Source organism: Pollutimonas nitritireducens (assembly GCF_002849615.1).
Lineage (GTDB): Bacteria > Pseudomonadota > Gammaproteobacteria > Burkholderiales > Burkholderiaceae_B > Pollutimonas > Pollutimonas nitritireducens.
The window spans coordinates 163390-188027 of sequence record NZ_PDNV01000010.1; the positions used below are offsets into that span (position 1 = coordinate 163390).

The window sequence follows — 24638 nt, forward strand, 5'->3', positions numbered from 1 at the left end:
GGTTCTGTGACTGGCCTTAATTTACTCGCTTTAAATGTGGGCTCCACCACGTTGAAAGGCGCAACGTATGCGCTTGAATACTCTGACTTGAACGCACAGCCACGACTACTTGAGTGCTCCCGTGCTGAAATCCAAGCTGGTGCCGAGCCACAGGAACTTCTAACATTGCTCCTCGAGGCGTTGCCCGAGCCAGCTCAACGCCCAGACGTGGTGGTGCACCGAATCGTACATGGAGGTAACCTATGTGGCGGCCACGAACTGGACGCAGCTATCTCGGCCGAGCTCGAGGCGTTGGCGCCACTGGCGCCGTTGCACCAGCCCGCAGCGCTTACCGTTGCTCGTGCCGCGGGCCGGCGCTGGCCGCAGTCTCGGCATGGCGTGGCGTTTGATACAAGCTTCCACGCTTCACTTGCCCCGTGGAGCCGACGTCTGCCGATTCCCACAGATTGGGACGCGCTCGGTGTGCGCCGCTACGGCTTCCACGGTCTTGCCTTCGCGTCCGCCTTACGGGAGGTGGTCGCCCAGGATGCTACCATCCTGCACGGTCCTGCTGTATTCGCACACCTGGGTGGCGGGTGCAGCGTCTGTGCCGTAAAGGACGGCGTAAGTCGTGACACCACGATGTCCCTTACGCCATTGGGCGGTGTGCCAGGTCCAACGCGCTCGGGAGATCTCGATCCCGGCGTCTTACTGTATATGCTCCGCCAGAATGGAGGGGATGTAAACGCAACAGAGCGGCGGCTGTTCCACGCTGGAGGCTTGGCGGGGATTGCAGGACATGGGGACATGCGCGTGCTACTTCCCGACTCCGAACCGTCAGCACAGCTTGCTGTGGAGTTGTTCACAGTACGCATCGCGCAGTCGATTGCCGCCATGGCGACCGGGATTAACGGACTCAACCATCTCGTGTTTTCCGGCGGCATAGGCCATCGCGCGGCGCTTGTGCGGGCGCAGATCGTCGCGCGTCTAGAGTGGTTGGGTCTCGCCCTGGATACTGACCTGAACAATGCCGGGGCGACCCGCATCGACGCTCGTACAGGGCCGGGCATATGGAGCGTAGCCGTTGACGAGGAGCGCGAACTGGCCGAATCGGCGCTGGTCTGGCTCTAGAAAGTCGCACATCAGTTATTGCTTACATAGGAATCCAGTGGTCCGCTAAAGTTGGAAGAATCGCAGATTACGAACAGGTAGCGAGTGAATTCAAGCAGAAAAACCGTTTTATGGCCAGTTTGAGTTTTCGGTTCTGTTGTGCCTTTTCCCTTTTTCTAATGGCAGCGTGAAACGACTGTCTACCTGAACAATTTTTAAGAGATTACTCACGTGAAAAAGACCCTTTCTGTTCTGGCTTTGGCCGTGTTGCCGGCTCTCGCATTGGCTGCAGGAAACCATGCGGGTGGCCATGGCTCGGCGCATGGTATGGCGGGCCATGACATGTCGACGATGTCTAGCGCGTCGCTGCCAACTGGTACGCCTGGCGACCCCGCTAAAGTGACACGCACGATAGAACTCACGATGGACGACATCATGCGATTTACGCCGAGCGAGATCCAGGTTCGTGCCGGCGAGACCGTGCGCTTCTTTATCAAGAATAAGGGGAAAATCCCTCACGAAATGGTGATCGGATCGATTGCCGATTTGAAGGCCCATGCTGCAGAAATGCAAAAAATGCCAGGGATGCAGCATGCGGAACCGAATATGATCACCTTGGCACCAGGCAAGATTGGCGGCTTGGTGTGGCAGTTCGACCAGGCTGGCACCGTCGATTTCGCCTGCCTGATTCCGGGCCATATGGAGGCCGGGATGGTTGGCAAGGTAAAGGTCAGCTGAGTTATTACAAAGATATGTCACGCAAAAAATTGGTCTTTGGGTGGGTCGGCGTCGCCATCATTGCTGCCGCCGCCATGCTTTACAGCACGACGCGGCAATCTGGCCCGACGTTCATCGATCCTGCGGACCAGGCGCTGGTGATGCAGGGCAAGGCGATTTACGCCAATAATTGCGCGGCGTGCCACGGTGAATCACTACAAGGTCAGCCGAACTGGCGTGAGCGCATGCCTAATGGCAGGCTTCCTGCACCGCCCCACGACAAGACCGGGCACACTTGGCACCATCCCGATGCAATGCTGGTGGATATGGTCAAGAACGGTTTGGTACCAGGGCGGACGGCGCCTCCGGGGTATGTGAGCGACATGCCGGCGTACCGCCACGTCCTTAGCGACCAAGAGATCAGTGCGATACTGTCTTATATCAAAAGCAGCTGGCCGCCCAAAGTTTTAGCGGCGCAAAAGGAAGTTACTTTGCAACGACAGAACTGATGCAACTGAGTGCAGTCTTATTTGTATTGTCAGAAGTTTAAGTTTTACGTTTTCCCTGGAGCAAGTTTTTATGAAATTATGGCTAGCAGCGGCTGCCTTAGCTACCGCATCATCCTTTGCACATGCTGCCGGTACGGCCGTTACCGTATACCAAGACCCCAATTGTGGCTGCTGCTCGGGCTGGGTCGAGCACATGCGCGAGTCCGGCTTTGACGTTACGGCGATTAAGACGACCGACATGGCTTCGGTGAAGCAAAAACTCGGGGTGCCGTCGCAGCTTGGCTCATGTCACACGGGTGTGATCGAGGCCACCGGCCAAGTTATCGAGGGGCATGTGCCGGCTAACGCCGTCAAAAAGTTGATCGCCGACGCGTCAGTAAAGGGGGTATCGGCGCCTGGCATGCCTTTAAACGCGCCTGGCATGGGCCAGCTTGACGGCAATCTGCTTACTGTGGACTTCACGGGCAAGGCGTTTTCTCGAGATTAGGCGCCAAACAGAGATGGGGAGGGCGCGAAGTGACCTGCATCATTGCGCCCGAGCCCGCGCGCTATAAGCAAGGGTGTCGCTTTCGTCGCAACTGAGCACTCGTCGGTTCTAGGCCTCAGAACGGCGCCGCATTACCCGCACCGTTAGAACGATTGGCACGGTTTCAGATAATGCGGTTATTTTGTCTTTTGACATACACACGTTCGGTAGATAGGTCTTCGTCGCCTTTAGGACAGTACAGCCTCCTGACTTGCCGCTGCAACATTGAAGACATCTAGCATGTGCGTCAAGCTCGATTCTTCAATCGTCGATAGCGGCCCAAGGCTGCGTAGACGCCCCAATGTTCGCGCGACTTCGCGAATTCGTGCCGGTTCCTCACGCGCGAGTAATTGGGGCAACGCGGCGATTGCTGCGTCGGCATCAATACGGATGATGTTGGCTTGTCGACGTACGATCTCTCGGAAAGAGTCCATGTCAAAGCCACGATCGCAGTCGGGTTGATGCAGCTCAAGCGTCAGGTTGGCACGTCGTTCGTCGATTGAACTGCAGAAGCGGTGAATATAGAATACGGCTCGAATACCTGCCTCGACGGCGCCGCCTTCAGCTACCGAGTTGCGAAGCCCAGCGATTTCTTGCGCCATAAAGGCCCGGTGTTCGGGCGAAACGCTGGGTCGCTTGCGCGAGGGATCGTCATCGGCCGCTTGTCCGGCGAGTGCTTGTACCCAAGATGAGCTGTATATCCATTCAAAAGCCTTTTCGTAGGCGTCGTCGCGAACGTCTCGCCAGAGATTCAACGTCTTTACGATAGCGTCCGACCAAGCTCCCTGGATTTGCAGAAAAGGATTGTCGCCGGCAATGGGTGTGCGTTGCTCGCGGACTTTTTTTGCCGTATCAGCTATGACCGGTGCTAATGGATTGCGATCAGACCACCATTCGTAAGAAAGCCGCAACGGGTGCATGGTCTGTACCCAGTGCGCCGTCTGCGGCGTCACTGCCTGGCGCACCCAGGGCTGGACAAACTGACGGTACAAACCGAGGTTGATCTTCGATACTTGCGCCACAGCGGCGAAACGCCGGTCGCTCTCCGGGTCTGGCTGAACGATTTCACGCACGCTGGCGATGCCTTCACGTTCGATCGACAGCTCATAGCGCTCGGTGGAAAGCGCTGCATCTTTTTGTGAATTTTCCGCAATCGTTGCACGGTAAATGCCGGCGGGCAAGACGTCGATCAAGTCAATGTTGGTGGCGAACTTATGATGCTCTTTGCGACTTACCGCCCCGGAAACGAAGATGCCCAAATGGCCGACGCTTTCGTGAGTGGCGTAGATAATGGTTTGATCGTGCGTGAGCACATCCTTGTCATCGTCGTACAGGTCCGTGATCCAGCCTAGCGCCTGCGGTGGCGGTGTAATGTTGTCGCCATAGGAGCAGAACACCACGATCGGCGAGCGAATGTTGCGCAAGTCGATACGCACGCCGTCCGAGGTGAGCAGTTCGGCCGTGGCAAGACGGTTGCCAATGAACAGATCATCAACGATGTACTGCATCTCCACATCGTTGAGGTAGACGTATCCTCCCCAATATTTTTCAAAGCCCAAGTAGCGTGAGGCCTCGGTGTCGATGTTGGTGTATAGGTGGTGTTGTTTGCTCCATAGCGTGTTGGCTGGATTCAGGTTTTCGAAGTTTTGCACCAACCAGGCGCCATCAAAGCGTCCAGCGCCAAGGTCGCTGGTCATTGCAGTGAGCCAACTGCCACCAAGCAGGCCTGCGGCATAGCGCATGGGGTTACGCCCGCGCCAGCCAGCCCAATACGACAGCGGTGCGCCGGCGACAATGATTGGGCCGAACAATTCGGGGCGCATCGCTGCGGTCATCAGGATCTGCCAGCCCGCCTGGCAATTGCCGATGACGGCCGGTTTGCCCTCGCGGCACGGGTGCAGGGCAATCACCTTTTCCAGAAAGGCGGCTTCGGCATGCATCACGTCTTCGATCGTCTGCCCCGGTACTGGGTCGGGCAAGAAGCCTATGAAATAGCATGGATGGCCGGCGCCGATCACCACACCGATCTCGCTGTCGACTTTGAAGCCGCCAATGCCGGGGCCGTGGCCGGCGCGTGGATCGATTACCACGAACGGCCGCTTCATGGGGTCCGCGGGCTTATCGTCAGGCGGTAGGATCCGTACCAGCCAATAGTTCACGGGACGAGGCAGGTCCCGGCCGGACATAACCACTTCAGAAGGGAAGTCCAGGACATGCGGAACGTCTTCGGTGAGGTGGGCCTGGTACTGGTTGCCGCGCTGGCGCATCACGTCTGCATAGAGGATGCTTCGTTGCCAAGCATCGACTGCATACTCCCTCATCGCGTCGACCGACGGCAGTCCAGCAGCTGACAAAACCCCCAGAGTATTTCCTGGTGGGCCAGCTGTACTGCCTTTTTCTGATGCATCAGGGCGGACTATTTCCTGCGGTCTATACGATTTTTTGGTGGTCATGTCGGTTTACCCATTGGTTGTCAGTTCATGGTCCTTAAGAAGACTAGGTTACTGGGCTGGAGTAGTAGGCGCAGGCATGCGATCCATCATCATTTGCATCATCGACTGCATCATGTCCATGCGCTTTAGCATCATCGTGTGGTGTGCCGCTGATGATTTCGTGGAAGTCTTTTCGGCTGTTTGGGGAGACATACCGTCCTTCATTCCCATACCTTGCATTCTGGCAGAAGCCATTCCCATCATTTTCATGCCTTCCTGCATTAGCTTATGGTGCTCGGACATCAGTGCTTGCCGTTCATCGGGGCTCGCCTTCTGAAGCTTTTCATGAAATGCATGCATCGTCTGCATGTGCGTATCCATTTGCTTTTCTAACAGAGCCGGATCCACATCTGTTTGGCCTGATGCTGACGTCCCGCCCGTCGCAACCAACTCAGGATGGTGGACGTTGTGCTCGTCTGCGGTCTGAGCCAGGGCTAGAGCGCTAGCCGAACTTAAAATAATAGAAGAAACAACTAAACGAACTTTTCTCATGGTGAGCTCCTTGCAGCAATTAATAGTCAAGAGGTTGGCTACTGTCTTGACTATACTCACCATGGCCTGTCACAGAGATGTCACGGTCATTACAAAGCTGTAATGACCGTGGTCTATGTCTACTATTATTGGATGTCGCGCACACGCAAGGAAAACTTGGCCTTAGACGGATTTTCGCAGTCGTAGTGCGTTAAATACGACTGACGCCGAACTCAGGCTCATGGCCAGTGCCGCGATCAACGGCGAGAGCAAAAGTCCAGTAAACGGATATAAGACACCCGCTGCCAGCGGCACGCCCAGTGCGTTGTAAATGAATGCGAAGCCGAGGTTTTGCTTCATATTGGCCACCGTCATGTTTGACAGGTGCTGAGCCGTGGAGATACCGCGTAGATCCCCTTTGACCAGCGTGATTTGGGCACTGTTCATGGCCACGTCGGTGCCGGTTCCCATGGCAATGCCGACATTTGCTTTGGCTAGAGCCGGTGCGTCGTTGATGCCGTCGCCCGCCATGGCGACAATGCGCCCCTGCGATTGGAGCTTGTTAACCAAGTCCAGCTTGTCGGCGGGTTTGACCTCGCCGTAAACTTCGTCAATGCCCAGGCGTTTCGCGACGGCTTTCGCGGTCGAGACGCCGTCTCCGGTGGCCATGATGACGCGGACTCCCGCCGCCTTCAGCGTGCGCATCGCTTCAGGCGTACTGTCCTTGATGGGATCGGAGACGGCCAGCAAGCCCGCCAACCGGCCATCAACTGCAAGATACATGACGCTGGCGCCCGTGGTCCGGAAGGACTCAGCGGTGGTAGTCAGCGGCAGGACATCCACCCTTTCTTGCTGCATGAGCGCGGTATTGCCCAATGCCAACATTTTGCCGTCGACCTGGCCGCGAACGCCAATGCCGCTGCCCGATTCAAAATCAAAGACGGGACTCAAGGCCATGCCTTGCTTGCGCGCCGCGTCGACGATGGCGTCGGCCAAGGGATGTTCGCTGCCCTGATCCAGGCTTGCGGCAAGGCGCAGCACCTCGTCGGCTTCCATATCGCCGGCGGGGATCGCTTGCTCGAACGCGGGCCGGCCTTCGGTCAAGGTGCCGGTTTTATCGACAATCAGCGTATCGACTTTGCGCAGGTTCTCGATCGCGGCTGCATCGCGAAAGAGCACGCCTTGCGTGGCGCCTCGGCCCGTTGCGACCATGACGGACATGGGTGTGGCCAGCCCCAATGCACAAGGGCAGGCGATGATCAACACGGCTACGGCGTTGATCAAGCCATAAACCCAGCTTGGCTGTGGACCGAAAATGCCCCAGACAAACAGCGTGACGATGGCGATGGCGACCACGGCCATGACGAAATAACCGGCCACAAGGTCAGCCATGCGTTGCATCGGTGCGCGGGAGCGCTGCGCCTGGGCGACGAGCTGGACGATTTGCGAGAGCACCGTGGCCGAGCCGACCTTCTCGGCACGGATCACCAGCGCACCAGACGTATTCATGGTTGCCCCGATGACTCTGTCGCCTGGCCGCTTGCTCACCGGCAGAGATTCTCCGGTTAGCATCGACTCATCCAAGGAACTCGTGCCGTCTTCGACAAGGCCATCCACCGGTACCTTTTCCCCTGGGCGCACGCGCAAACGATCGCCTTCATGGACATTCGAAAGCGGTACGTCCTCTTCGGTTCCGTCCGCGTTGATGCGGCGGGCCGTCTTGGGGGCCAGGCCAAGTAAAGACTTGATGGCGGCCGAAGTTTGCGATCGCGCCCGCAGCTCGAGAACCTGGCCGAATAGTGTCAAGGAAATAATGACCACTGCGGCTTCAAAGTAAACGTCAACGCGCCCCATCGACATGAACGTTTCAGGAAATACGCCCGGGGCGACCGTCGCAACGGTGCTGTAGACAAATGCCGCACCTGTGCCCAGCCCAATGAGCGTCCACATGTTAGGGCTGCGGTTGATAATCGATTGCCAGCCACGCACGAAAAATGGCTGCCCCGACCATAACACCACAGGAATCGAGAGCACGAGCTCGATCCACGTTTGCGTCGTTATGTTAAACCAGCCGAACCGAGGACCGAACATGGCCAGCACAGTGACGACAACGGTAAAGGGCAGCGTCCACCAAAATCTGCGCGAGAAGTCTTTCAGCTCAGGATTATCGTCATCGAGGCTGGGCATAAGCGGCTCGAGCGCCATACCGCACTTCGGACAGCTCCCCGGGTGATCCTGTCGGATTTCAGGATGCATCGGACAGGTATAGATAGTGCCGGGAGCTACTTGCTCATGATCCTTTTCGTCACTACTACGTTGGACAGTGAATTTCTCAGGATCACGCTTGAATGTTTCCAAGCACTTTATACTGCAAAAATAGAACGACTCGCCTTTATGCTGAACCTGTTGAGGAGAGTCTTTTGTTACGCGCATACCACATACAGGATCGATGAGTTGCGAACCAGAGGCCAGCGGTTTGGCGTTGTGTTCGTGATGGGATTCAGAATTTTGCTGTGCCATTGCGACGATAACCTTCCAGAAACGAGCACGAGTCCGGTCTATACACAACGGTCGAACCTCCCCCGCACCCAGGTAAATAGGGTCAGAGTCCATCATGCCACATACCCAGTCGTTATTTAAGCTTCTGACGCATTACATTTTTGTCATGTGCGCGGCTGTCGGCCGGGAATTTATCGGCGTGCCGTGTACGGAGGAGTCTTCTTCTGGCGGTTAAGAGGACCGCTCGCAGTGGCGGTGGCCAGCTCGGTCGGTTTTGATGCATTGGGGCTAATGTTGCAGCATTACGAAAGAGTAATGCTGCAGTCATCGTCCTGTCAGTGGCCGGCCAATATAGTTGTCATCAAGCGGCTCTGATGCCACCTTTGAAGCCAACCCACTTTGCTCATATTGGAGATTCAACATGTTTAGAATTCGTCCCGTTCTTGTTGCCATTGCCTTTGCACTGTCCGCAACCGCAGTCCACGCCGCAACCTTGCCAAATGGCGTCGTGTATAGCGCCAATGAAGGAGATGGTTCTATTAGCGAAATCACCCTAAGTACGGGGGATGTGCGTACAGCGCAAATAGCTGTCATACCACATAATGTCCAAATCTCCCCCGACGGCAAGACATTGCTTGCCGTCGGTACACCAGCCGTGAAGACTGGTGGTCATGGGACGCATGGCGGCGCAGGAGGGACTTCGACTTCTGTTAAAGCCGATTCGCACGCGGAGGGTGACGCCGGGTTACTAATTCTCAACGCTAGCGAGCTCGGACAGGCACTGGAAGCACTACCTGCTGGGAGCCACCCTTCGCACGTCGTCACCAGTCGGGACGGACGCTACGCCTATATCACGAACGCCGATACAGATCGGGTATCGGTAGTCGACATCCAAGGGAAGAAAGTCATCGCTGAAGTTGCTACTGGAGGTTATCCGCACGGCTTGCGGTTAAGCCCGGACGGACGGGAGCTTTATGTAGCAAACGTTACCGACAATACGGTATCGATCATCGATACCCAAAGCCTTAAAGAGGCGGCGCGCGTTTCTGTTGGCAAAGCACCGGTACAAGTGGCCTTCACGCCCGATGGTAAGCACGTCTATGTGTCGCTACGAGATGAAGACAGTGTGGCGATCATCGATACTTCCTCCAGGAAAGTCATAAAGACCGTAAGCGTCGGGCGTAACCCCATTCAACTCTACGCAGCAGCTGGCGGCAGCAAAATGTACGTAGCTAACCAGGGAAGCGATAACAATCCGGATAACACGGTTTCGGTGATCGACACGAAAAGCCAAAGCGTTATAAACACAGTGGTCACTGGCAAAGGCGCACATGGTGTGGTCGCGAGCACCGATGGCGGTTTCGTATTCATTACCAACACCAAAGACAACACCGTCAGTGCAATCGACACAAGCACTCAAGATGTGGTCGCTACCTATTCAGTCGGCCCCAATCCCAATGGAATCACATACCGCAGCATTCCGTAAGGCCAACACTTTCGATGTAGCCCCGGTATGCTGGGGCTACTCAATTGCAAGCCCGGTTCTGCAAACTAAATTCGGGTTTGTTGCGACATTGGAGTGCGTGTAATCGTGATCAAGGAGAATACATTGAGCCAGCAATCAACTCTCAGTCCAGCAGAAGTATATGAGTGCTACCTTAGCCGTGCTATTGCAGATCCTTGGACGCGCGTAGTGCTTGAATTGGCGTCACCCAAACCCGGCGAGCGAGTTTTGGATCTTGCGTGCGGTACGGGCAGTGTCGCACGACAGGTCGGTCCCATGGTTGGGATAAGCGGTCAGGTCCTTGCTCTGGATATCAATTCAGAAATGCTCGAGGTAGGCCGTGCACAACCGTCACCGGCTGGTGCTTCGATACTCTGGCAAGTGGGTGATGCAACTCGCCTCGAACTTCCCGGTGACGCGTTTGATCTTGTGCTATGTCAACAAGGACTCCAGTTCTTTCCAGACCGGGCGGCTTCAGTTCGCGAAATGCGTCGCGTGCTACGCGGTGGCGGTAGAGCAGGCATCAGTGTCTGGCAGTCCCTGAACCGACATCCCGTATATGAGGCGCTGTTTACGGCAACCGCACGCCATCTCGATACGCCCATCACGGACGTCGACGTTGCCTTTTCATTATCAAACCCCGAGGAGTTATACACGTTGCTCAGCGAGGCGGGCTTTCAAGATATCGAAATCACTCCTGAAACACTGCTTATTCGCATGCCTGAGCCGGAAAGGTTTGTCCAGTTTTCAATACTGGGCGCAGCCACGTCCGTGCCAGCGTTTGCATCTATGGATGTCGCAGAGCGCCTCGCTTTGGTGGACGAAGTAAGGATGGAGACGCACGCTATCATCCAAGGCTTTCGGGATGGGGATTCTCTTGCGTTTTCTATGGAGACAAACATCGCGATTGCAAAGTAACCGACCCCCGGCTTCTACTTTTCATACCCTCATTTGTAAGACACGCTTTTCACTTGCTACAATCGTCGTCGCAATGAAGAAATTCCTCCTTATTTTTATGCTGCTTATGCTGCCGCTCCAGGCCTCCTGGGGCGTCGTGAGTATGTATTGCCAGCCAGATCGGGAGATTTGCGTCGAGGCCTGTGATAGTGGCGGTCAAGAGCCGCGTGTCGATTTAATCGACGTGTCAAAGCAAATCAGTTCAACCTCGACAGGCCTGGATCAGCACGAACATTCGTGCCAAGCACCAGCGGCGTCGATTACTTCATCTGTACATCAAACTATCCTTTCCTTATCGTCTAGCTTGGCCCCCCAGTTTCAAGAGGCGCTGCTAAGCTTACCGACCTATTCCGAGCGGCCCGAGCGGCCCCAGTGGCTTTTCGTTGCCTAAGCTGGCACGCCGCTGATTCGACTTTCCTCCTGCCCCACACCTACGTTCTCAGCGTCGTCGCGTTCAATTAACTTTGAGCGTGCGCCCAGCTACTTGCGACGGTAGCGCGTAGTGCCGCATGTAACGGATGATCCGTTGCAGATCGGCGCTTAGCCTAAATACCGATATCACCTGGTGATTAACGTTTTTGCGAGCAAAGGTCGACGGTGCTTGAAGCCATCAATCTGGACTGCGTGCGCGGTGAGCGACGCCTATTTCATAACCTGAACTTTCAGCTTAAGGCTGGCGAGTGCCTGTTGGTGCGCGGTGAGAACGGTAGCGGCAAAACCAGCCTTTTGCGCATGCTGGTGGGGCTAACGCCTCCGGCTGCCGGCGTTATTCATTGGCAGACCAGCCCGATTAAGAAGCTTGGAGATGAGTACCGTCGTCAGTTACTGTATTGCGGCCACCCGTTGGGCCTGAAGGATGATCTAAGCGCTACCGAGAACTTGATTTCCAGCATGGCGTTGACTGACGAATCGGTTACCCAGGACGCTGTGCACGAAGCCTTACGGCTGGCTGGACTGCAGGGGAGGGAGCATCTATCGGTGCGGGCTTTGTCGCAGGGGCAAAAGCGCCGTGTAAATCTGACCAGGCTCCTGCTGCAAAAGCGTGCCTTGTGGGTGCTGGATGAACCCCTGACGGCATTGGATACCCAAGCGGGCCAATGGGTAGTACGGGTGATTGACCAGCATCTGAGTGATGGCGGGGTCGCTGTCTTGACGACACATCAGGATTTGACCTTAGCCGGCGCGACACACGTTATACGGGTAGGCGTATGAGCGACACGATTGGCTTATCCGTACTGCGAGGGGTAATACATCGGGATTTAAGGCTCGCTATGCGACGCAAGTCCGATGTGCTGACACCGCTTTTTTTCTTTGTCATTGTGGTCAGCCTGTTTCCGTTGGGCATTGGGTCTGAGCGTGACACGTTGCGGCAGATCGCGCCGGGCATTCTTTGGGTGTCGGCGTTGCTGGCGACTATGTTGTCGCTTAATCGGTTGTTCGAACAGGATTATGCCGACGGCACCCTGGAGCAAATGGCCCTTTCACCCGCTCCGCTGGGAATGCTGGTGCTCGGCAAGGTGGTCGCGTATTGGCTGTTGACGGGTTTGCCCTTGACGTTGCTAGCTCCCCTGCTGGCATTGCAATTTGACTTACCAACCCCGTCGTTATTGGTGCTGGCTGCGTCGCTGGCCCTTGGTACGCCGGTGCTTAGCTTTATTGGCGCGATCGGAGCGAGTTTGACCCTGGGCCTGCGAGGCGGCAGTGTCCTGGTCGCCTTGCTTGTACTTCCGCTGTATGTGCCAGTGCTGATCTTTGGCGCGGGTTCGGTGGACGCCGCCGCAGCCGGCCTGGGCGCTACGGCGAATCTGTCGTTGCTGGGCGCCGTGCTGGTTTTAACTGGTTTTTTTGCACCGTTGGCCACGACCGTGGCACTACGGATTGCGTTGGAATAATGAGCAAGTGAATGATTAATTGGTTTAAGTATTCATCGCCAAAAATGTTTTATCCCCTTGCCGGCAAGCTGATTCCATGGTTTGCGGCCGCCGCTGCGATTCTGGCGATCATAGGGGCGTACGTGGGTTTCTTCATGGCGCCCACTGACGCCCAGCAAGGCGAGGGCTATCGCATCATCTTCCTGCATGTGCCAGTTTCCTGGATGTCGATGTTCATTTATTTGGTCATGGCTTTCTGGGCTGCTGTGGGATTGGCATTTAACAATCGTTTAGCCGCCATGATGGCCTCGGCCTTGGCTCCCACCGGCGCCATGTTCACGTTTCTTTCACTTTGGACGGGCGCCTTATGGGGCAAGCCTATGTGGGGGACCTGGTGGGTCTGGGATGCGCGCCTGACCTCCGAACTGATTCTATTGTTTTTGTACATCGGTTTTATGGCGCTTCAGTCAGCGGTTGATGAGCCGCGGCGCGCGGATAAGGCCGGTGCTGTCCTTGCCCTTGTCGGCGTGGTCAATATTCCGATTATTTATTTCTCGGTGCAATGGTGGAACACCTTGCATCAAGGTGCATCTGTTTCGTTGACACAAGCCCCTTCAATGGCCGCGCTCATGCTCATTGGCATGCTGCTTATGGCCTTGGCGTCATGGATGTACACGGTGGCAATCGCGCTGATGCGCGTGCGCTGCATCATTTTAGAACGCGAACACCATGCTGGGTGGTTAGATGAATTGAAGGAGGTAAAACAATGAATTGGACAAGTCCTGCTGAGTTTTTTGCGATGGGCGGCTATGGGCAATACGTGTGGGGGTCAGTCGCCGTCACCCTGGTCGCTCTTTGCACTGAATGGTTCTTGCTGCGCCAGCGCCGCAAAGTGGCTTTATCGCAAGTAAAGCGCCAGTCAATCCTAAGGGAAGAGGAATCTCGATGAAAAATCGCCATAAGCGCCTCGCGCTCATTGCTGGTGGCTTGGCCGCATTCGGCATTGCCACAGCCCTAGTACTCAACGCTTTTCAAAGCAATCTTGTGTTCTTTTTCACCCCTACGCAGGTGAGTGCCGGTGAAGCCCCCCAGGAGCGGACGTTCCGTGTCGGCGGCATGGTGCAAACCGGCAGCGTGCAGCGCCAAAGTGATGGGCTGACAGTGAAGTTCGTTGTGACCGATACCGCCAAAATGATACCGGTCAGTTATACGGGAATATTGCCTGACCTGTTTAGCGAGGGCAAAGGGGTAGTGGCCCAAGGCAAGCTCGGGGCCGATGGCTTGTTCCGGGCAGAAGAGGTGCTTGCCAAACACGATGAGAACTATATGCCCCCCGAGGCGCAGCATGCGCTGGATGAGGCCGCCAAGAACACGATTGCTACGAGGCCATAACGCTCATGATTCCTGAACTCGGTCATTTCTCTCTGATTCTGACGCTATTCGTGGCGCTTGCGCAAGGCTGCTTAGCCCTCGCTGGCGCGGCGCGTGGCAATGCTGTCTGGATCTCCTTTGCTCGACCTGCCGCGCGCGCACAGTTCCTTTTAATTATTGTTAGCTTCGCGACGCTTGGTTGGTCCTTCATCGTTAAGGATTTTTCGGTGGCTTACGTCGCCCAGAACTCCAACTCGCAATTGCCCTTGCTTTACCGCATAGCCGCCGTCTGGGGCGGCCACGAAGGATCGCTCTTGCTGTGGCTGCTGATGCAAACAGGCTGGGCGTACGCAGTAAGTGTGTTCTCAAAGCAACTGCCCGATGTCATGGTTGCACGCGTATTGGGAGTGCTGGGCCTGGTCACGGCTGGATTCCTGCTCTTTGTGCTGCTTACCTCTAACCCGTTCGAGCGCCTGGTACCTGCGGCCATAGAAGGTATGGACCTGAATCCGCTACTGCAAGACATTGGACTGATATTTCATCCGCCATTGCTGTACATGGGGTATGTCGGATTTTCGGTGGCGTTCGCATTTGCCATTGCCGCACTGTTGGCGGGGCAGCTCGACTCGACGTGGGCCCGTTGGTCCCGGCCCTGGGCGACGGCAGCGTGGTTGTTCCTGACCTTGGGTATCGCCTTGGGAAGTTGGTGGGCGTACTACGAACTGGGTTGGGGCGGCTGGTGGTTCTGGGACCCGGTAGAGAACTCTTCGTTTATTCCGTGGCTGGTGGGTACTGCATTGATTCACTCCCTGGCGGTAACTGAAAAGCGTGCCAGTTTCAAGAACTGGACAGTGCTGCTTGCCATCAGCACGTTCTCGCTTTCATTGCTGGGGGCCTTTCTCGTACGGTCAGGCGTATTGACGTCAGTACACGCCTTCGCCACCGATCCGCGCCGAGGCGTGTTCATTTTGATGTTATTCGCCGTTGTGGTGGGCTCGTCCTTGTTTTTATTTGCGCTGCGTGCGCCCAAGGTGGGTATGGGTGGACGGTTTGAACTGATATCGCGTGAATCGCTCTTGCTAATGAACAACGTGTTGTTGGCCGTAGCAGCGGGTGCCGTCATTCTCGGCACCTTGTATCCGCTTTTCATTGATGCGCTCGGGTTAGGCAAACTTTCGGTGGGGCCGCCCTACTTTAATGCCGTTTTCATACCGCTGATGGTGCCCGCGTTGCTTCTCATGGCGGTAGGCCCGGTGGCTAACTGGAAGTCAGCCAAGATAAGCGCTCTGATAAAACACTTGCACGTTCCGGCTGTGGTGGCGCTTGTGGTCGGTGTTGGCGCACCGTTTATGCTGGGGCGTTGGTCGGCGTTGGCGGCTTTAGGCTTGGCACTGGCCACGTGGATTGCCACTGCGGTGGTTAAGGGCATCGTTGACCGTATGCGGGCTACGCGCACTGGGCTGCGAGCCCAACCGCTTAGCTGGCTAGGCATGCATCTGGCCCATTTGGGTATTGCCGTGTTCGTAGCGGGAGTGACACTCGTCATGGGCTATGAAACTGAACAGGACGTGCGTATGACGCCTGGCAGCACGGTAAGCACAGGGGGGGGCTATGAGTTGAAGTTTCTAGGCGTCAATAAAGCACAGGGACCTAATTATGTCGCAGAAGTCGGTGACATCGAGTTGTCACGCGATGGTCGGATCTTGCGTCTGCTTCATCCCGAAAAACGCAGCTACATCTCCTCCGAAATGCCCATGACAGAAGCGGCTATTGATGCCAACGGTTTGCGTCACGTGTACGTCGCTCTGGGTGAGCCGCTTGCTGACGACGCCTGGAGCGTACGTGTTTACTACAAACCATTCGTTGACTGGATCTGGATAGGTTGCATCTTGATGGCGTTGGGTGGGTTATTAGCTATCAGTGATCGCCGTTATCGACTTAAGCGTCGCGAACGAAAGGCCGCCTTGGTGGCTGCAGGGGCCACATCATGAGTCGCTTTGTATGGCCGTTGGTTGCTTTTGTCGTGCTGGTCGGCTTCCTGGCTTTCGGTTTGACCCTCAAGCCCAGCGAAGTACCTTCGCCTTTGATTAACAAGCCGGCACCGAATTTCACGTTGCCCCAATTGGCGTCGCCCGAAGAAACGTTTTCACCGGAAGCCATGAAAGGCAAAGTGTGGCTGCTGAACGTGTGGGCTTCTTGGTGTTATGCCTGTCTTGAAGAGCATCCCGTGATTACGGCGTTGGCTAAAACGCACGGAGTACCCATAGTTGGTCTTAACTACAAGGATGTACGCGGGGAAGCGATTTCGTGGTTGGAACGCCATGGCAATGGATATGTCTTGTCCGTATCCGATACGCAAGGGCGCGTGGGTATTGACTATGGCGTTTATGGCGTACCTGAGACCTTTGTTATCGACAAGGCCGGGCTCATTCGTTACAAGCACATCGGAGCAGTAACCGAGACTGCGGTGCGCGACACGCTTCTACCCCTGATCCGGGAGCTTGAAAAATGAAACATTGGTGGTTGACATTGTTGTGTGCCGTTATTGCCTTGCCATCGTGGGCGGATAGCGCGGCGACGGAAAAGCGCATGCTGGACATCGCCGCTGAATTGCGGTGTTTGGTGTGCCAGAACGAGTCGATCGCAGCCTCACGCGCCGACCTGGCCGTGGACTTGCGCCAACAGATACGCGAGCAGATCCAGGCTGGCAAAAGCGATACCGAGATCAGAACCTATATGGTTGATCGTTATGGTGATTTCGTACTCTATCGCACGCCATTAAAAGCCACCACGCTATTGCTATGGTTTGGCCCCATGTTGCTGCTGGCCTTTGGGCTCCTCGTTCTGGCGACAACATTGCGTCGCCGCAAAAACAGCGTGGCTGATGCATCGCTAAGCGACGATGAGCGCAAGAGAGCGCAGGCGCTGCTAGCGCAAACCACGGACAACGGAACATCACCATGAATTTTATTTTTATCTTTATTGCTGCATTACTTGCAGCTAGTGTCACCTTATGGCTAGGGCTGGCTCTGTGGCGCGGCCCCAAACTAGATAGCAGTCTTGAACATCACGCCGTTAATGCGAGAGTGTTGCGCGACCAATTGGCTGAGCTGGAGCAGGATCGTGCGAACGGTATATTGTCTTTGCCTGATCACGCAGCGGCCCAACAAGAGCTGCAACGACGTGCGCTCGATGAGGCAACACCAGCTCAGAGTACTGGACTACGACGCCAGAGCAGCAAGCAAGCAGCGATAGCGCTGGCCATCGTCTTGCCAGTGGCTGCAACGCTTACCTATTTAGCGTTAGGTAACCTCGCAGCGATTACCCCTCCGCCAGTGCAAAGCGCGCCTGCTATGACGCAAGCCGATGTGCAGGCCATGGTGGATTCGCTCGCGGCGAGGCTGGCGCGCAATCCTGATGATGCTCCTGGCTGGCTCATGCTGGCCCGCTCCTACCGCTATTTTGAAAAGTATGAAGATGCTGCTGCGGCCTTTGCCAAAGCGACTGCCGTCATCCAGGCGGATCCTTTGGCACTGTCGGAGTATGCCGAAACACTTGCTAGAAGCAATCAAGCTGGATTTAAAGGGGAGCCGACGCAATTGCTGGAGCGCGCGCTATCGCTCAATCCTAGGGAGCCATTCGCTTTGACTTTGGCGGGCGCCGCAGCGCTTGAGCGCCAAGACTATCCGGCAGCTATCGATTACTGGCAACAGTTACTCGGACTGCTTCCAGCTGATTCGGACGCCGCGCAGGCCGTCGCAAACACCATAGAGCGGGCGCGCCGAGAACAAGCCGAAACGGCGGCCGCCAAGAACTGATGGATGTTGAATATTAATAATGAAGAACTCTTTTAAGATAATTGCATGGGCGGCGATGGCGTTAATCAGCGTGATCGCCGTCGCGACAGCTTTGTTTTTGTACCAACGTAATAATGCCTCGAAAAGCTTCCTTGATAATGTGCTCAATATTGCGGTGGACATAGGTGACCAGCGTTTTATGCGTTGGCATACTCCGCGCGAACTGCCCACCATCTCCTTTCAGAATGAGGCGGGAAAAACAGTGAGCCTGGCTGATTTTCGGGGCCGTGTCGTTTTGCTCAATATTTGGGCTACCTGGTGTCCGCCATGCAGAGAAGAAATGCCGTCGCTGGATCGGCTCAATGCCAAGCGGGGTGGTCCAACATTCGAAGTGGTGGCGTTATCAATTGATCGGGACTCCGCACTGGTCAAGCCCTTCTATCAGGAATTTGGCGTGCAGACGTTGCGTGGATATTTTGATCCGGCCTCAAAGGTGTCCAACATTCTTCGCGCTCCGGGGGTTCCTACAACCTTATTGATCGATCAAGAGGGTCGTGAAATAGGGCGTACGTTGGGACCTGCCGCTTGGGATAGCCCACAGGTCGAAGCTTTGATCGATGCCGCGCTGTTGTCTTCATCGACCAAGGCAAACGACGGTGAGAAATAGCCATGCGACTTATTATATTATGGGAGAAACGCGATGCTTGAGCTAACCGCCATCGGACTATTGACCGCGTTTGTCGCAGGCATCGCGTCGTTCTTATCGCCATGTGTTTTACCGCTCGTACCGGGTTACCTCTCTTATATTGCCGGTGGCTCAGTGGCGCCTGGCGCGTCGTCAACAGAGGCACGCGCCGCACGACGGCGAACGCTGGGTCTGAGTGCATGTTTCGTCCTGGGGTTTTCTTTGGTTTTTCTGGTCCTAGGTGCCAGCATCACAGCGATCGGGCGCTTGTTTTTATCCTACCGCTATGAACTCAATATTGTTGCAGGGGTCATTATTGTTGTTGCAGGCCTACTGATTATGGGGGTGGTGCGAGCCCCCGTATGGACGCAGCGCTACTACCGTTTCGAGCCAGGGGCAGGTGTTGGGGGTAATCCGTGGTCCGCTACCGTGCTGGGTATGGCCTTTGGCTTTGGTTGGACCCCATGTATTGGGCCAGTGCTCGGCGGTATTCTTGTGCTGGGTGCCACGTATCAGAGCGTAGGCCAGGGGATGCTGCTGCTAGGTGTTTATGCGTTAGGGCTTGGCGTGCCGTTTCTCCTGTCAGCCTACTTCATGGCACCGTTTATGCGTCGGCTCGGCGCGCTACGCCGAACCGGCCGCTACCTGCAAATAGTCACTGGCGCGATTCTGGTGCTGATGGGCATCGCCGTGGCCAGCGGGCAACTGGTCCGTTTTGCAATTTGGCTGCTCAAGATGTTCCCGGCCCTTGGAAGTATTGGCTAAGTACCCTCTACCTTCTGATAGCCATCGCCATTACAACCCTTGCCTCCACTTTTTGAAGCACATCGTTAAGGATCGACGTTTTATGGTAGTCAGCAACCAACTTTCAGGGCCTCGGTGGGGCCGAGTATTTGCGGCATGGGTGATTGCTCTGACCGCAACGTTAGGTGCCTTGTTTTTCAGTGAAGTCATGGGGTTCATCCCTTGCGAGTTGTGCTGGTATCAGCGTATTTTTATGTTTCCGCTCGTTCTTATTCTGGCGGTGGGCCTCGCAACCTCAGATGTGCGTGTCTTTGTGTATGCGTTACCGATGGTCGCTGGCGGCTGGTTCGTGGCGCTCTATCACAATCTACTTTACCTAGGCGTTATTCCTCCAGCCCTTCAGCCTTGTGGGCAAGGCCCGTCTTGCGCTGAAGTGAATTTAAACCTTTTTGGTTTCATTTCCATACCTCTATTGTCATTACTGGCATTTACGGCAATCGCCGCGCTTCTCTTCGTAAAAAAAGGTCCTTTAAAGTGAAAAAACAAACAGTTCTTGTCTTAACCAGTATCCTGGCGGTTATGGTTTTCGCCATCAGCGGTTTCGTGTACGAGCAGAGTCAGGTTCGTAAAAAAGCGCAGTTAGCCAGTACAAAAACCACAGAGTTCGAGCGAATGCATTCGCCTGTATATGGTCCTGTCGACGCGAAAGTCACTATCGTCGAGTTTTTTGATCCGGCATGTGAATCCTGCCGAGCGTTTTATCCTGCCGTCAAACAACTCGTGAACATTAATGGGGGCAAGGTGAAACTCGTTCTTCGTTATGCACCATTTCATGAAGGCTCTGAGGAGGTTGCTAAGATTCTTGAAGCGTCTAGGCTTCAAGATAAGTACTGGTCAACGTTAGAAACGGTTCTCCAAATGCAGCCGCAATGGGCTTCGCATGATAACCCGCAGGTCAATTTGATCTGGGGTTATCTGAAGGCGTCGGATCTGGACATTGATAAAGTCCGCAAAGACATGAGCAATCCAACGATAGCGGCTATCGTCGATCAGGATAAAGTTGACCTTCGTGCACTGCAGGTAACTCAAACACCAACATTTTTTGTTAATGGGAAACCACTACCGAAATTCGGTTTTGAACAGTTGAAGACGCTTGTGGAAGCAGAAGTCAAAACCGCCTATAACTGATGCTAGTGATCTTCTAGCTAGCTCCTCCGTGTTCATGTTGAGGAGCATAGGGAAACGTCAGAATCGTCTCGGAGTCAGTAGACATCCGGCGCCCGCCGCAAGTAAACTTTACTCCGTCTCGAACGACGAAAGAAGGATTTTGGTAGTCGGTAGCAAGGGGCGTGGCGAGGACCACTTCTGACGCGTGAAAGAAATTATAGAAAACTGGCTGCCATTATAAAAAGCTTACGAAAATGTAATCTGGATGTGCGGAGTCTGTCAAAATGGTTACAGTAGAATATCCACATGACTCTCAGTCAATTGGTTCAATGTGAGTTGAGTTAATTCGATAAGTAACAAAGCAATGTCATCCGAGTGTTGAAATAAGAACTATGCCCATGCCAAAAATTCGTTTAGTGATAGCCGTCCTAGTCTGCGCAGCCGCGACGACTGCGTGTTCTTCGCAGGTGCGTCAGTCAGTGCTCGCTGGCCAGGAAATCAAGCAGAACACAGCTAACGTCTACGGAAAATCCAAAACCCGCGCAGAGGTTAATGCTGATCTCGCGCTCTGGAAGCGTGCAGGGCTGGACAAGTTCTGGCGGGGCCGCAGCCCCCCGGATACTTTCCGGCCTGAGTACAGAGCTGCATATGCGGAATACGTCCGCTTGCGTTCGGGAACTGAATATCAACAAGAAGTGCAACGACAGTCTGCGAAGTAGGCACAGTTGATAAAACCTTTCTGATCAATAGGATGCGCTTTCCAGATTGTTTACCATAATGTGATTTGACCCGACGCTTACAAGAGCTTTCTTCGGGACGTATCTCAGAGTTTGTTCATGCAGGACGGAACCAGTCGATATGCCCCACTTAGGGGGATCCATAAAAACTTCGTCAATGCATTTTGAAAATATTAGTCAACAAATGGTTAGGGGTTTAATCGCTTTTTACTTATATTGAAACCAACCTCACTCCAATTCTTACCTGAACGTGCAACGGTTTCCCCTCCGTGCATACGTGCGATGGCCTTAACGATGGCAAGACCAAGGCCATGGCCTTCGGGTCGTTGAGTCCGAGCAGAGTCAGCGCGAAAAAATCGATCAAAGATTTTCGACAGGATATCTACGGGAATACCTGCGCCACTATTACGAACTATAATTTGAATGGCCTCAGGATCCTCATGGATCCCAATCGTTATTAATTCTCCGCGCGGACTAGCCTTGATCGCGTTAGAAACAAGGTTAGAAATGGCCCGCCGTATTAATCGTGAGTTTGCCAATACTTGAGCATTTCCCACCGTATTGACGGCCACGCCGGACTCCTCAAGCATCGCTTCATAATAGTCGATAACAATGGCAATTTCCTTCCCAATGGAAGTAGAGGTGAGTTCAGATATCGCTGCACCGCTATCCGCCCGGGCTAAGAAAAGCATATCGTTTATCATGAGTTGAACCATCTCCAACTCTTCCAGATGGGACGATACGGTTTCTCGGAGTTCTTCGGCAGAACGAGCTCTACTGAGTGTGATCTCTGAACCGCTGATCAACGTGGCCAACGGCGTGCGCAATTCATGCGCGACGTCTGCATTAAATCCTTCCATTTGGCGGTACGCTTCCTGAACGCGATCCAAGGTGTGATTAAAGGCTATGGATAATTCACGCAACTCTGTATCGATGTTCTCAATAGGTAGCCGTATTGACAAGTCTTCAGGCCGGATTCGCGATGCTTGTTCGGAAAGTTGGCGAATTGACGAAAGCGATCTTCGTACAGCCCATGCCGCAAACATAGAGACGCATACAACCCATGCTGCACATACCGCTAACAAGGTTGTCCCAAACGCGTAGAGCAACTCATTACCAGGCTTGGTATTAATCGCAACAACCAGATCGTAATTCAACGAGTCTGTACGAAGTTGAGTCCTCAATGCTCTAAGCTCACTACCGTCTGACGTCCTCACCAAAAATTCCCCATTAGATATCTGGCGCTTCATTTGCGGAGGGGAGCCCCCGTATATCAGCACACCTTCATAGTCTGTGATCCAAGCCTTTAAGTGCTTATGTCCCCCCAACAGCGTCTTAATCGATTGTGAGAAGGCATTAACGTCAACCGGGTTCTCTTGTAGGGAAGCAAGGTGTTTAATAAGTTCTATTTTACCTGTCAGCTCCGCGAACTCCTGATGCCTGACCTGATAGCTTAGTACTTTGAACAGCACCGTACCTGCTATACAAGAGCCCACCAAAGCGATGGTCCCGAACACAAGTATTAAACGGAGTTGTATAGATGGTGCGTTTAACAGTTTCACAAGGACCTAAGCTCTAACACGTAACCCATGCCACGTACCGTATGTAATAACTTGACGTTGAATCGATCATCCAGCTTTGCACGCAGACGGCGAACGGCGACTTCGATTGCATTAGTATCGCCGTCGAAGTTCATTTCCCATACTTTCTCTGCCAGGACAGTCCGGGAAAGCACCTGGCCTTGGCGCCTAAGTAAAAGCGCCAAAAGTGTGAACTCTTTCGCGGTGAGATCAATACGGTCGCCAGCGCGACTCACTTTTCTTCGTATTAGGTCCATTTCAAGGTCACCAAGTTGAAGAATGGATGATTCCCGCGTCAGGCCACGACGAAGCACTGCCTGAATACGGGCGAGTAACTCAGAGAATGCAAATGGCTTCACCAGATAGTCATCGGCACCGCCCTCTAGTCCGCGCACCCGGTCTTCGACTTTATCTCTCGCCGTAAGCATGATGACATGAGTTGACTTGTTTTTCCTTAGCTCTGTCAAAATGGTATAGCCATCTATACCGGGCAGCATCACATCAAGCAGAACAACATCGTAATTGCCTTCGCGGGCCATGTGCAGGCCGTTGATTCCGTCACGGGCGACGTCCGCAACATAATTATTTTCGGTTAACCCCTTATGTACATAGTCGGCCAGCTTTCTTTCGTCTTCGATGATTAATATGCGCATTATCTATGAGGGCCCAAAACAAAAAAAATGTTATTTTTCCGGTCCCAATTGGACAGGCTGATCCGTTCAGAGTTCACTCTATCGTCACAAAAGGCAGATGGAGATGCTCTTTCAAATCAATACACGCCGCTATACGAAGATTGTTTCATAAAGATGACGAAATAGTAATCTGTCTGTCCTCTGATTGTTAGGAGCGATTCTTTATAGTGCATCCATCGGCAACATCTTGCTATTCGCAAAGGCGGTAATGACCCTTTTGCCGATCTGTTGTTTTTTTTTAATAGATGGAGTTTTGTATGAAGATCGTAATTACGGGATTGATGATTTCTTTTTCCCTAGTCATTGGCGCAGCTCAAGCCGCTCATGTTGACGCACCTGCGTCTATAGACCGAGCCCAGGTGGTCGCCGAGTTGCAGGAGGCTCGTACTCAGGGACTTTTAAGTCATGGCGAGTTGGATTATCCAGCAGTTTCCCTCCAACCAGCCAGTTCCAAGACTCGTCAAGAGGTTCGAAGCGAGCTGTTCGATGCTCGCGCGGCAGGTACGTTAAGTCACGGTGAGCTGGATTATCCGATTGAGACTCCCGTCAATAGCTCCAAGACTCGGGCAGAGGTGCAAGCCGAACTTGCTGCCTATAAAGCTGCGGGCCATATCCAACCGATCCCAAACTGAAAAAATGTCAGAAATCAGTACGCGACGGCTTAAAAAAGAAACCGGGCCATTTCACGTAACAGGTAGGCTCTAGCCGGCGCGAATGTTGAGTATGACATTACAAAAATGTAATCGACTAGTCTGTTTTATGAAAGGTTGGCTCAACTAAAATCCGCCTGCTAAATAACAGCAGTGAGCGTTGCAGGCTGTGGGCTCACTTGCGAACACTGTTTACCTCTAGTCGGCCACCTAAGCACATTTTATCGCTGCGCACAGCGGTTATTGATTATATAGGGTGGCCGCCATCGCTTACGTCAGTGTTGAGCTTGCGGCGCTAAAAAAACAGCGCAATGGATCGGAGGGGCTTGCGCAAGTACGTACTGAGGTGGCCAGTGCTTTCGAAGGAGAGGCGGCATGCCTCAATAATGGCTGTGAAGAAAAAGGTGTGACGAAGGCGAAGCGGCCTTGTTGTCACGTTAAAAACCAAAAGCCCATTTTAGGTGTAATTTCATGCGAAGCTTCTTAATGATAGTTGGGGTCGCGGCTGCGTTTTGTGCGCCTGCGCCTGCGTTGGCGCAGCCTACATCTTTTTACGGTACCGACAACCCAACTGTACACC

Annotated in this window: 26 protein-coding genes; 21 read left to right on the plus strand and 5 right to left on the minus strand. The window is 54.1% G+C overall.

What is annotated here, in order from left to right:
• Positions 1–6 precede the first annotated feature (6 nt).
• The 4 genes from CR155_RS16180 to CR155_RS16195 all read left to right on the plus strand — a co-directional run bounded on the left by CR155_RS16180 (position 7) and on the right by CR155_RS16195 (position 2802).
• On the plus strand, positions 7–1110 hold the full coding sequence (locus CR155_RS16180) for an acetate kinase (RefSeq protein WP_158238288.1): 1104 nt from the start codon (positions 7–9) through the stop codon (positions 1108–1110).
• A 210-nt stretch (positions 1111–1320) separates the two neighbouring features.
• Positions 1321–1827: a cupredoxin domain-containing protein gene (locus CR155_RS16185; protein WP_102071073.1), complete on the plus strand. Its 507-nt coding sequence runs from the start codon at positions 1321–1323 to the stop codon at positions 1825–1827.
• A gap of 14 nt (positions 1828–1841) precedes the next feature.
• Entirely contained in the window at positions 1842–2315 is a 474-nt protein-coding gene (locus tag CR155_RS16190; RefSeq protein WP_102071074.1) for a c-type cytochrome, read from the plus strand.
• 70 nt (positions 2316–2385) lie between these two features.
• Positions 2386–2802 (plus strand): DUF411 domain-containing protein, encoded by a 417-nt coding sequence (locus tag CR155_RS16195; protein ID WP_102071075.1) that lies wholly within the window; start codon positions 2386–2388, stop codon positions 2800–2802.
• 227 nt (positions 2803–3029) lie between these two features.
• Here the strand turns inward: CR155_RS16195 and CR155_RS16200 are convergent, their stop codons facing one another.
• From CR155_RS16200 to CR155_RS16210, 3 genes are all read right to left on the minus strand, one after another.
• Positions 3030–5162, minus strand: a complete 2133-nt coding sequence (locus CR155_RS16200; RefSeq protein WP_199171791.1) for a DUF3141 domain-containing protein — start codon at positions 5160–5162, stop codon at positions 3030–3032.
• A 180-nt stretch (positions 5163–5342) separates the two neighbouring features.
• Positions 5343–5825, minus strand: a complete 483-nt coding sequence (locus CR155_RS16205) for a hypothetical protein (RefSeq protein WP_102071077.1) — start codon at positions 5823–5825, stop codon at positions 5343–5345.
• 162 nt (positions 5826–5987) lie between these two features.
• Positions 5988–8324: a heavy metal translocating P-type ATPase gene (locus CR155_RS16210; RefSeq protein WP_102071078.1), complete on the minus strand. Its 2337-nt coding sequence runs from the start codon at positions 8322–8324 to the stop codon at positions 5988–5990.
• Positions 8325–8724: 400 nt separating this feature from the next.
• Here CR155_RS16210 and CR155_RS16215 point away from each other — a divergent pair, with 400 nt between their 5' ends.
• The 16 genes from CR155_RS16215 (at position 8725) to CR155_RS16295 (ending at position 21118) form a co-directional block, all read left to right on the plus strand.
• Positions 8725–9789, plus strand: coding sequence for a YncE family protein (locus tag CR155_RS16215; protein WP_102071079.1), 1065 nt, complete (start codon positions 8725–8727; stop codon positions 9787–9789).
• A gap of 123 nt (positions 9790–9912) precedes the next feature.
• Complete coding sequence (locus CR155_RS16220) at positions 9913–10725, plus strand: class I SAM-dependent methyltransferase (RefSeq protein ID WP_102071080.1); 813 nt, start codon at positions 9913–9915, stop codon at positions 10723–10725.
• A gap of 636 nt (positions 10726–11361) precedes the next feature.
• Positions 11362–11976, plus strand: a complete 615-nt coding sequence (gene ccmA, locus CR155_RS16230) for a cytochrome c biogenesis heme-transporting ATPase CcmA (RefSeq protein WP_102071082.1) — start codon at positions 11362–11364, stop codon at positions 11974–11976.
• Positions 11973–12656, plus strand: a complete 684-nt coding sequence (ccmB, locus tag CR155_RS16235; RefSeq protein WP_102071083.1) for a heme exporter protein CcmB — start codon at positions 11973–11975, stop codon at positions 12654–12656. Before ccmA ends, ccmB begins: the two co-directional genes overlap by 4 nt.
• Before the next feature lie 11 nt (positions 12657–12667).
• On the plus strand, positions 12668–13405 hold the full coding sequence (ccmC, locus tag CR155_RS16240; RefSeq protein WP_102071084.1) for a heme ABC transporter permease CcmC: 738 nt from the start codon (positions 12668–12670) through the stop codon (positions 13403–13405).
• Positions 13402–13584 (plus strand): heme exporter protein CcmD, encoded by a 183-nt coding sequence (gene ccmD / locus CR155_RS16245; RefSeq protein ID WP_102071085.1) that lies wholly within the window; start codon positions 13402–13404, stop codon positions 13582–13584. Before ccmC ends, ccmD begins: the two co-directional genes overlap by 4 nt.
• Positions 13581–14027: a cytochrome c maturation protein CcmE gene (ccmE, locus tag CR155_RS16250; protein WP_102071086.1), complete on the plus strand. Its 447-nt coding sequence runs from the start codon at positions 13581–13583 to the stop codon at positions 14025–14027. Before ccmD ends, ccmE begins: the two co-directional genes overlap by 4 nt.
• A 5-nt stretch (positions 14028–14032) precedes the next feature.
• Entirely contained in the window at positions 14033–15997 is a 1965-nt protein-coding gene (locus CR155_RS16255) for a heme lyase CcmF/NrfE family subunit (protein WP_102071087.1), read from the plus strand.
• Positions 15994–16518, plus strand: a complete 525-nt coding sequence (locus CR155_RS16260; RefSeq protein ID WP_013742913.1) for a DsbE family thiol:disulfide interchange protein — start codon at positions 15994–15996, stop codon at positions 16516–16518. The genes CR155_RS16255 and CR155_RS16260 overlap by 4 nt, the downstream gene beginning before the upstream one ends.
• Positions 16515–16970: a cytochrome c-type biogenesis protein gene (locus CR155_RS16265; RefSeq protein WP_102071088.1), complete on the plus strand. Its 456-nt coding sequence runs from the start codon at positions 16515–16517 to the stop codon at positions 16968–16970. The genes CR155_RS16260 and CR155_RS16265 overlap by 4 nt, the downstream gene beginning before the upstream one ends.
• On the plus strand, positions 16967–17824 hold the full coding sequence (gene ccmI, locus CR155_RS16270) for a c-type cytochrome biogenesis protein CcmI (protein WP_102071089.1): 858 nt from the start codon (positions 16967–16969) through the stop codon (positions 17822–17824). The genes CR155_RS16265 and ccmI overlap by 4 nt, the downstream gene beginning before the upstream one ends.
• A 19-nt stretch (positions 17825–17843) precedes the next feature.
• Positions 17844–18470 (plus strand): TlpA family protein disulfide reductase, encoded by a 627-nt coding sequence (locus CR155_RS16275; protein WP_233214373.1) that lies wholly within the window; start codon positions 17844–17846, stop codon positions 18468–18470.
• 33 nt (positions 18471–18503) lie between these two features.
• Positions 18504–19253, plus strand: coding sequence for a cytochrome c biogenesis CcdA family protein (locus tag CR155_RS16280; RefSeq protein ID WP_102071091.1), 750 nt, complete (start codon positions 18504–18506; stop codon positions 19251–19253).
• An 82-nt stretch (positions 19254–19335) separates the two neighbouring features.
• Entirely contained in the window at positions 19336–19770 is a 435-nt protein-coding gene (locus CR155_RS16285) for a disulfide bond formation protein B (protein ID WP_102071092.1), read from the plus strand.
• A complete protein-coding gene (locus CR155_RS16290) occupies positions 19767–20420 on the plus strand; it encodes a DsbA family protein (protein ID WP_143705209.1) in 654 nt (217 codons plus the stop codon). The genes CR155_RS16285 and CR155_RS16290 overlap by 4 nt, the downstream gene beginning before the upstream one ends.
• A gap of 377 nt (positions 20421–20797) precedes the next feature.
• Positions 20798–21118, plus strand: a complete 321-nt coding sequence (locus CR155_RS16295; protein ID WP_102071094.1) for a DUF4148 domain-containing protein — start codon at positions 20798–20800, stop codon at positions 21116–21118.
• A gap of 206 nt (positions 21119–21324) precedes the next feature.
• Here CR155_RS16295 and CR155_RS16300 read toward each other — a convergent pair whose 3' ends face one another.
• Together CR155_RS16300 and CR155_RS16305 are read right to left on the minus strand one after the other, a co-directional pair.
• The gene (locus CR155_RS16300) at positions 21325–22698 is read right to left on the minus strand and encodes a heavy metal sensor histidine kinase (protein WP_102071095.1); all 1374 of its coding nucleotides are present in this window, start codon (positions 22696–22698) and stop codon (positions 21325–21327) included.
• Positions 22695–23369, minus strand: a complete 675-nt coding sequence (locus CR155_RS16305; protein ID WP_102071096.1) for a heavy metal response regulator transcription factor — start codon at positions 23367–23369, stop codon at positions 22695–22697. The genes CR155_RS16300 and CR155_RS16305 overlap by 4 nt, the downstream gene beginning before the upstream one ends.
• 296 nt (positions 23370–23665) lie before the next feature.
• Between CR155_RS16305 and CR155_RS16310 the strand changes: the two genes are divergently transcribed.
• Positions 23666–24040 (plus strand): DUF4148 domain-containing protein, encoded by a 375-nt coding sequence (locus tag CR155_RS16310; RefSeq protein WP_158238289.1) that lies wholly within the window; start codon positions 23666–23668, stop codon positions 24038–24040.
• The last annotated feature ends 598 nt before the right edge of the window (positions 24041–24638 follow it).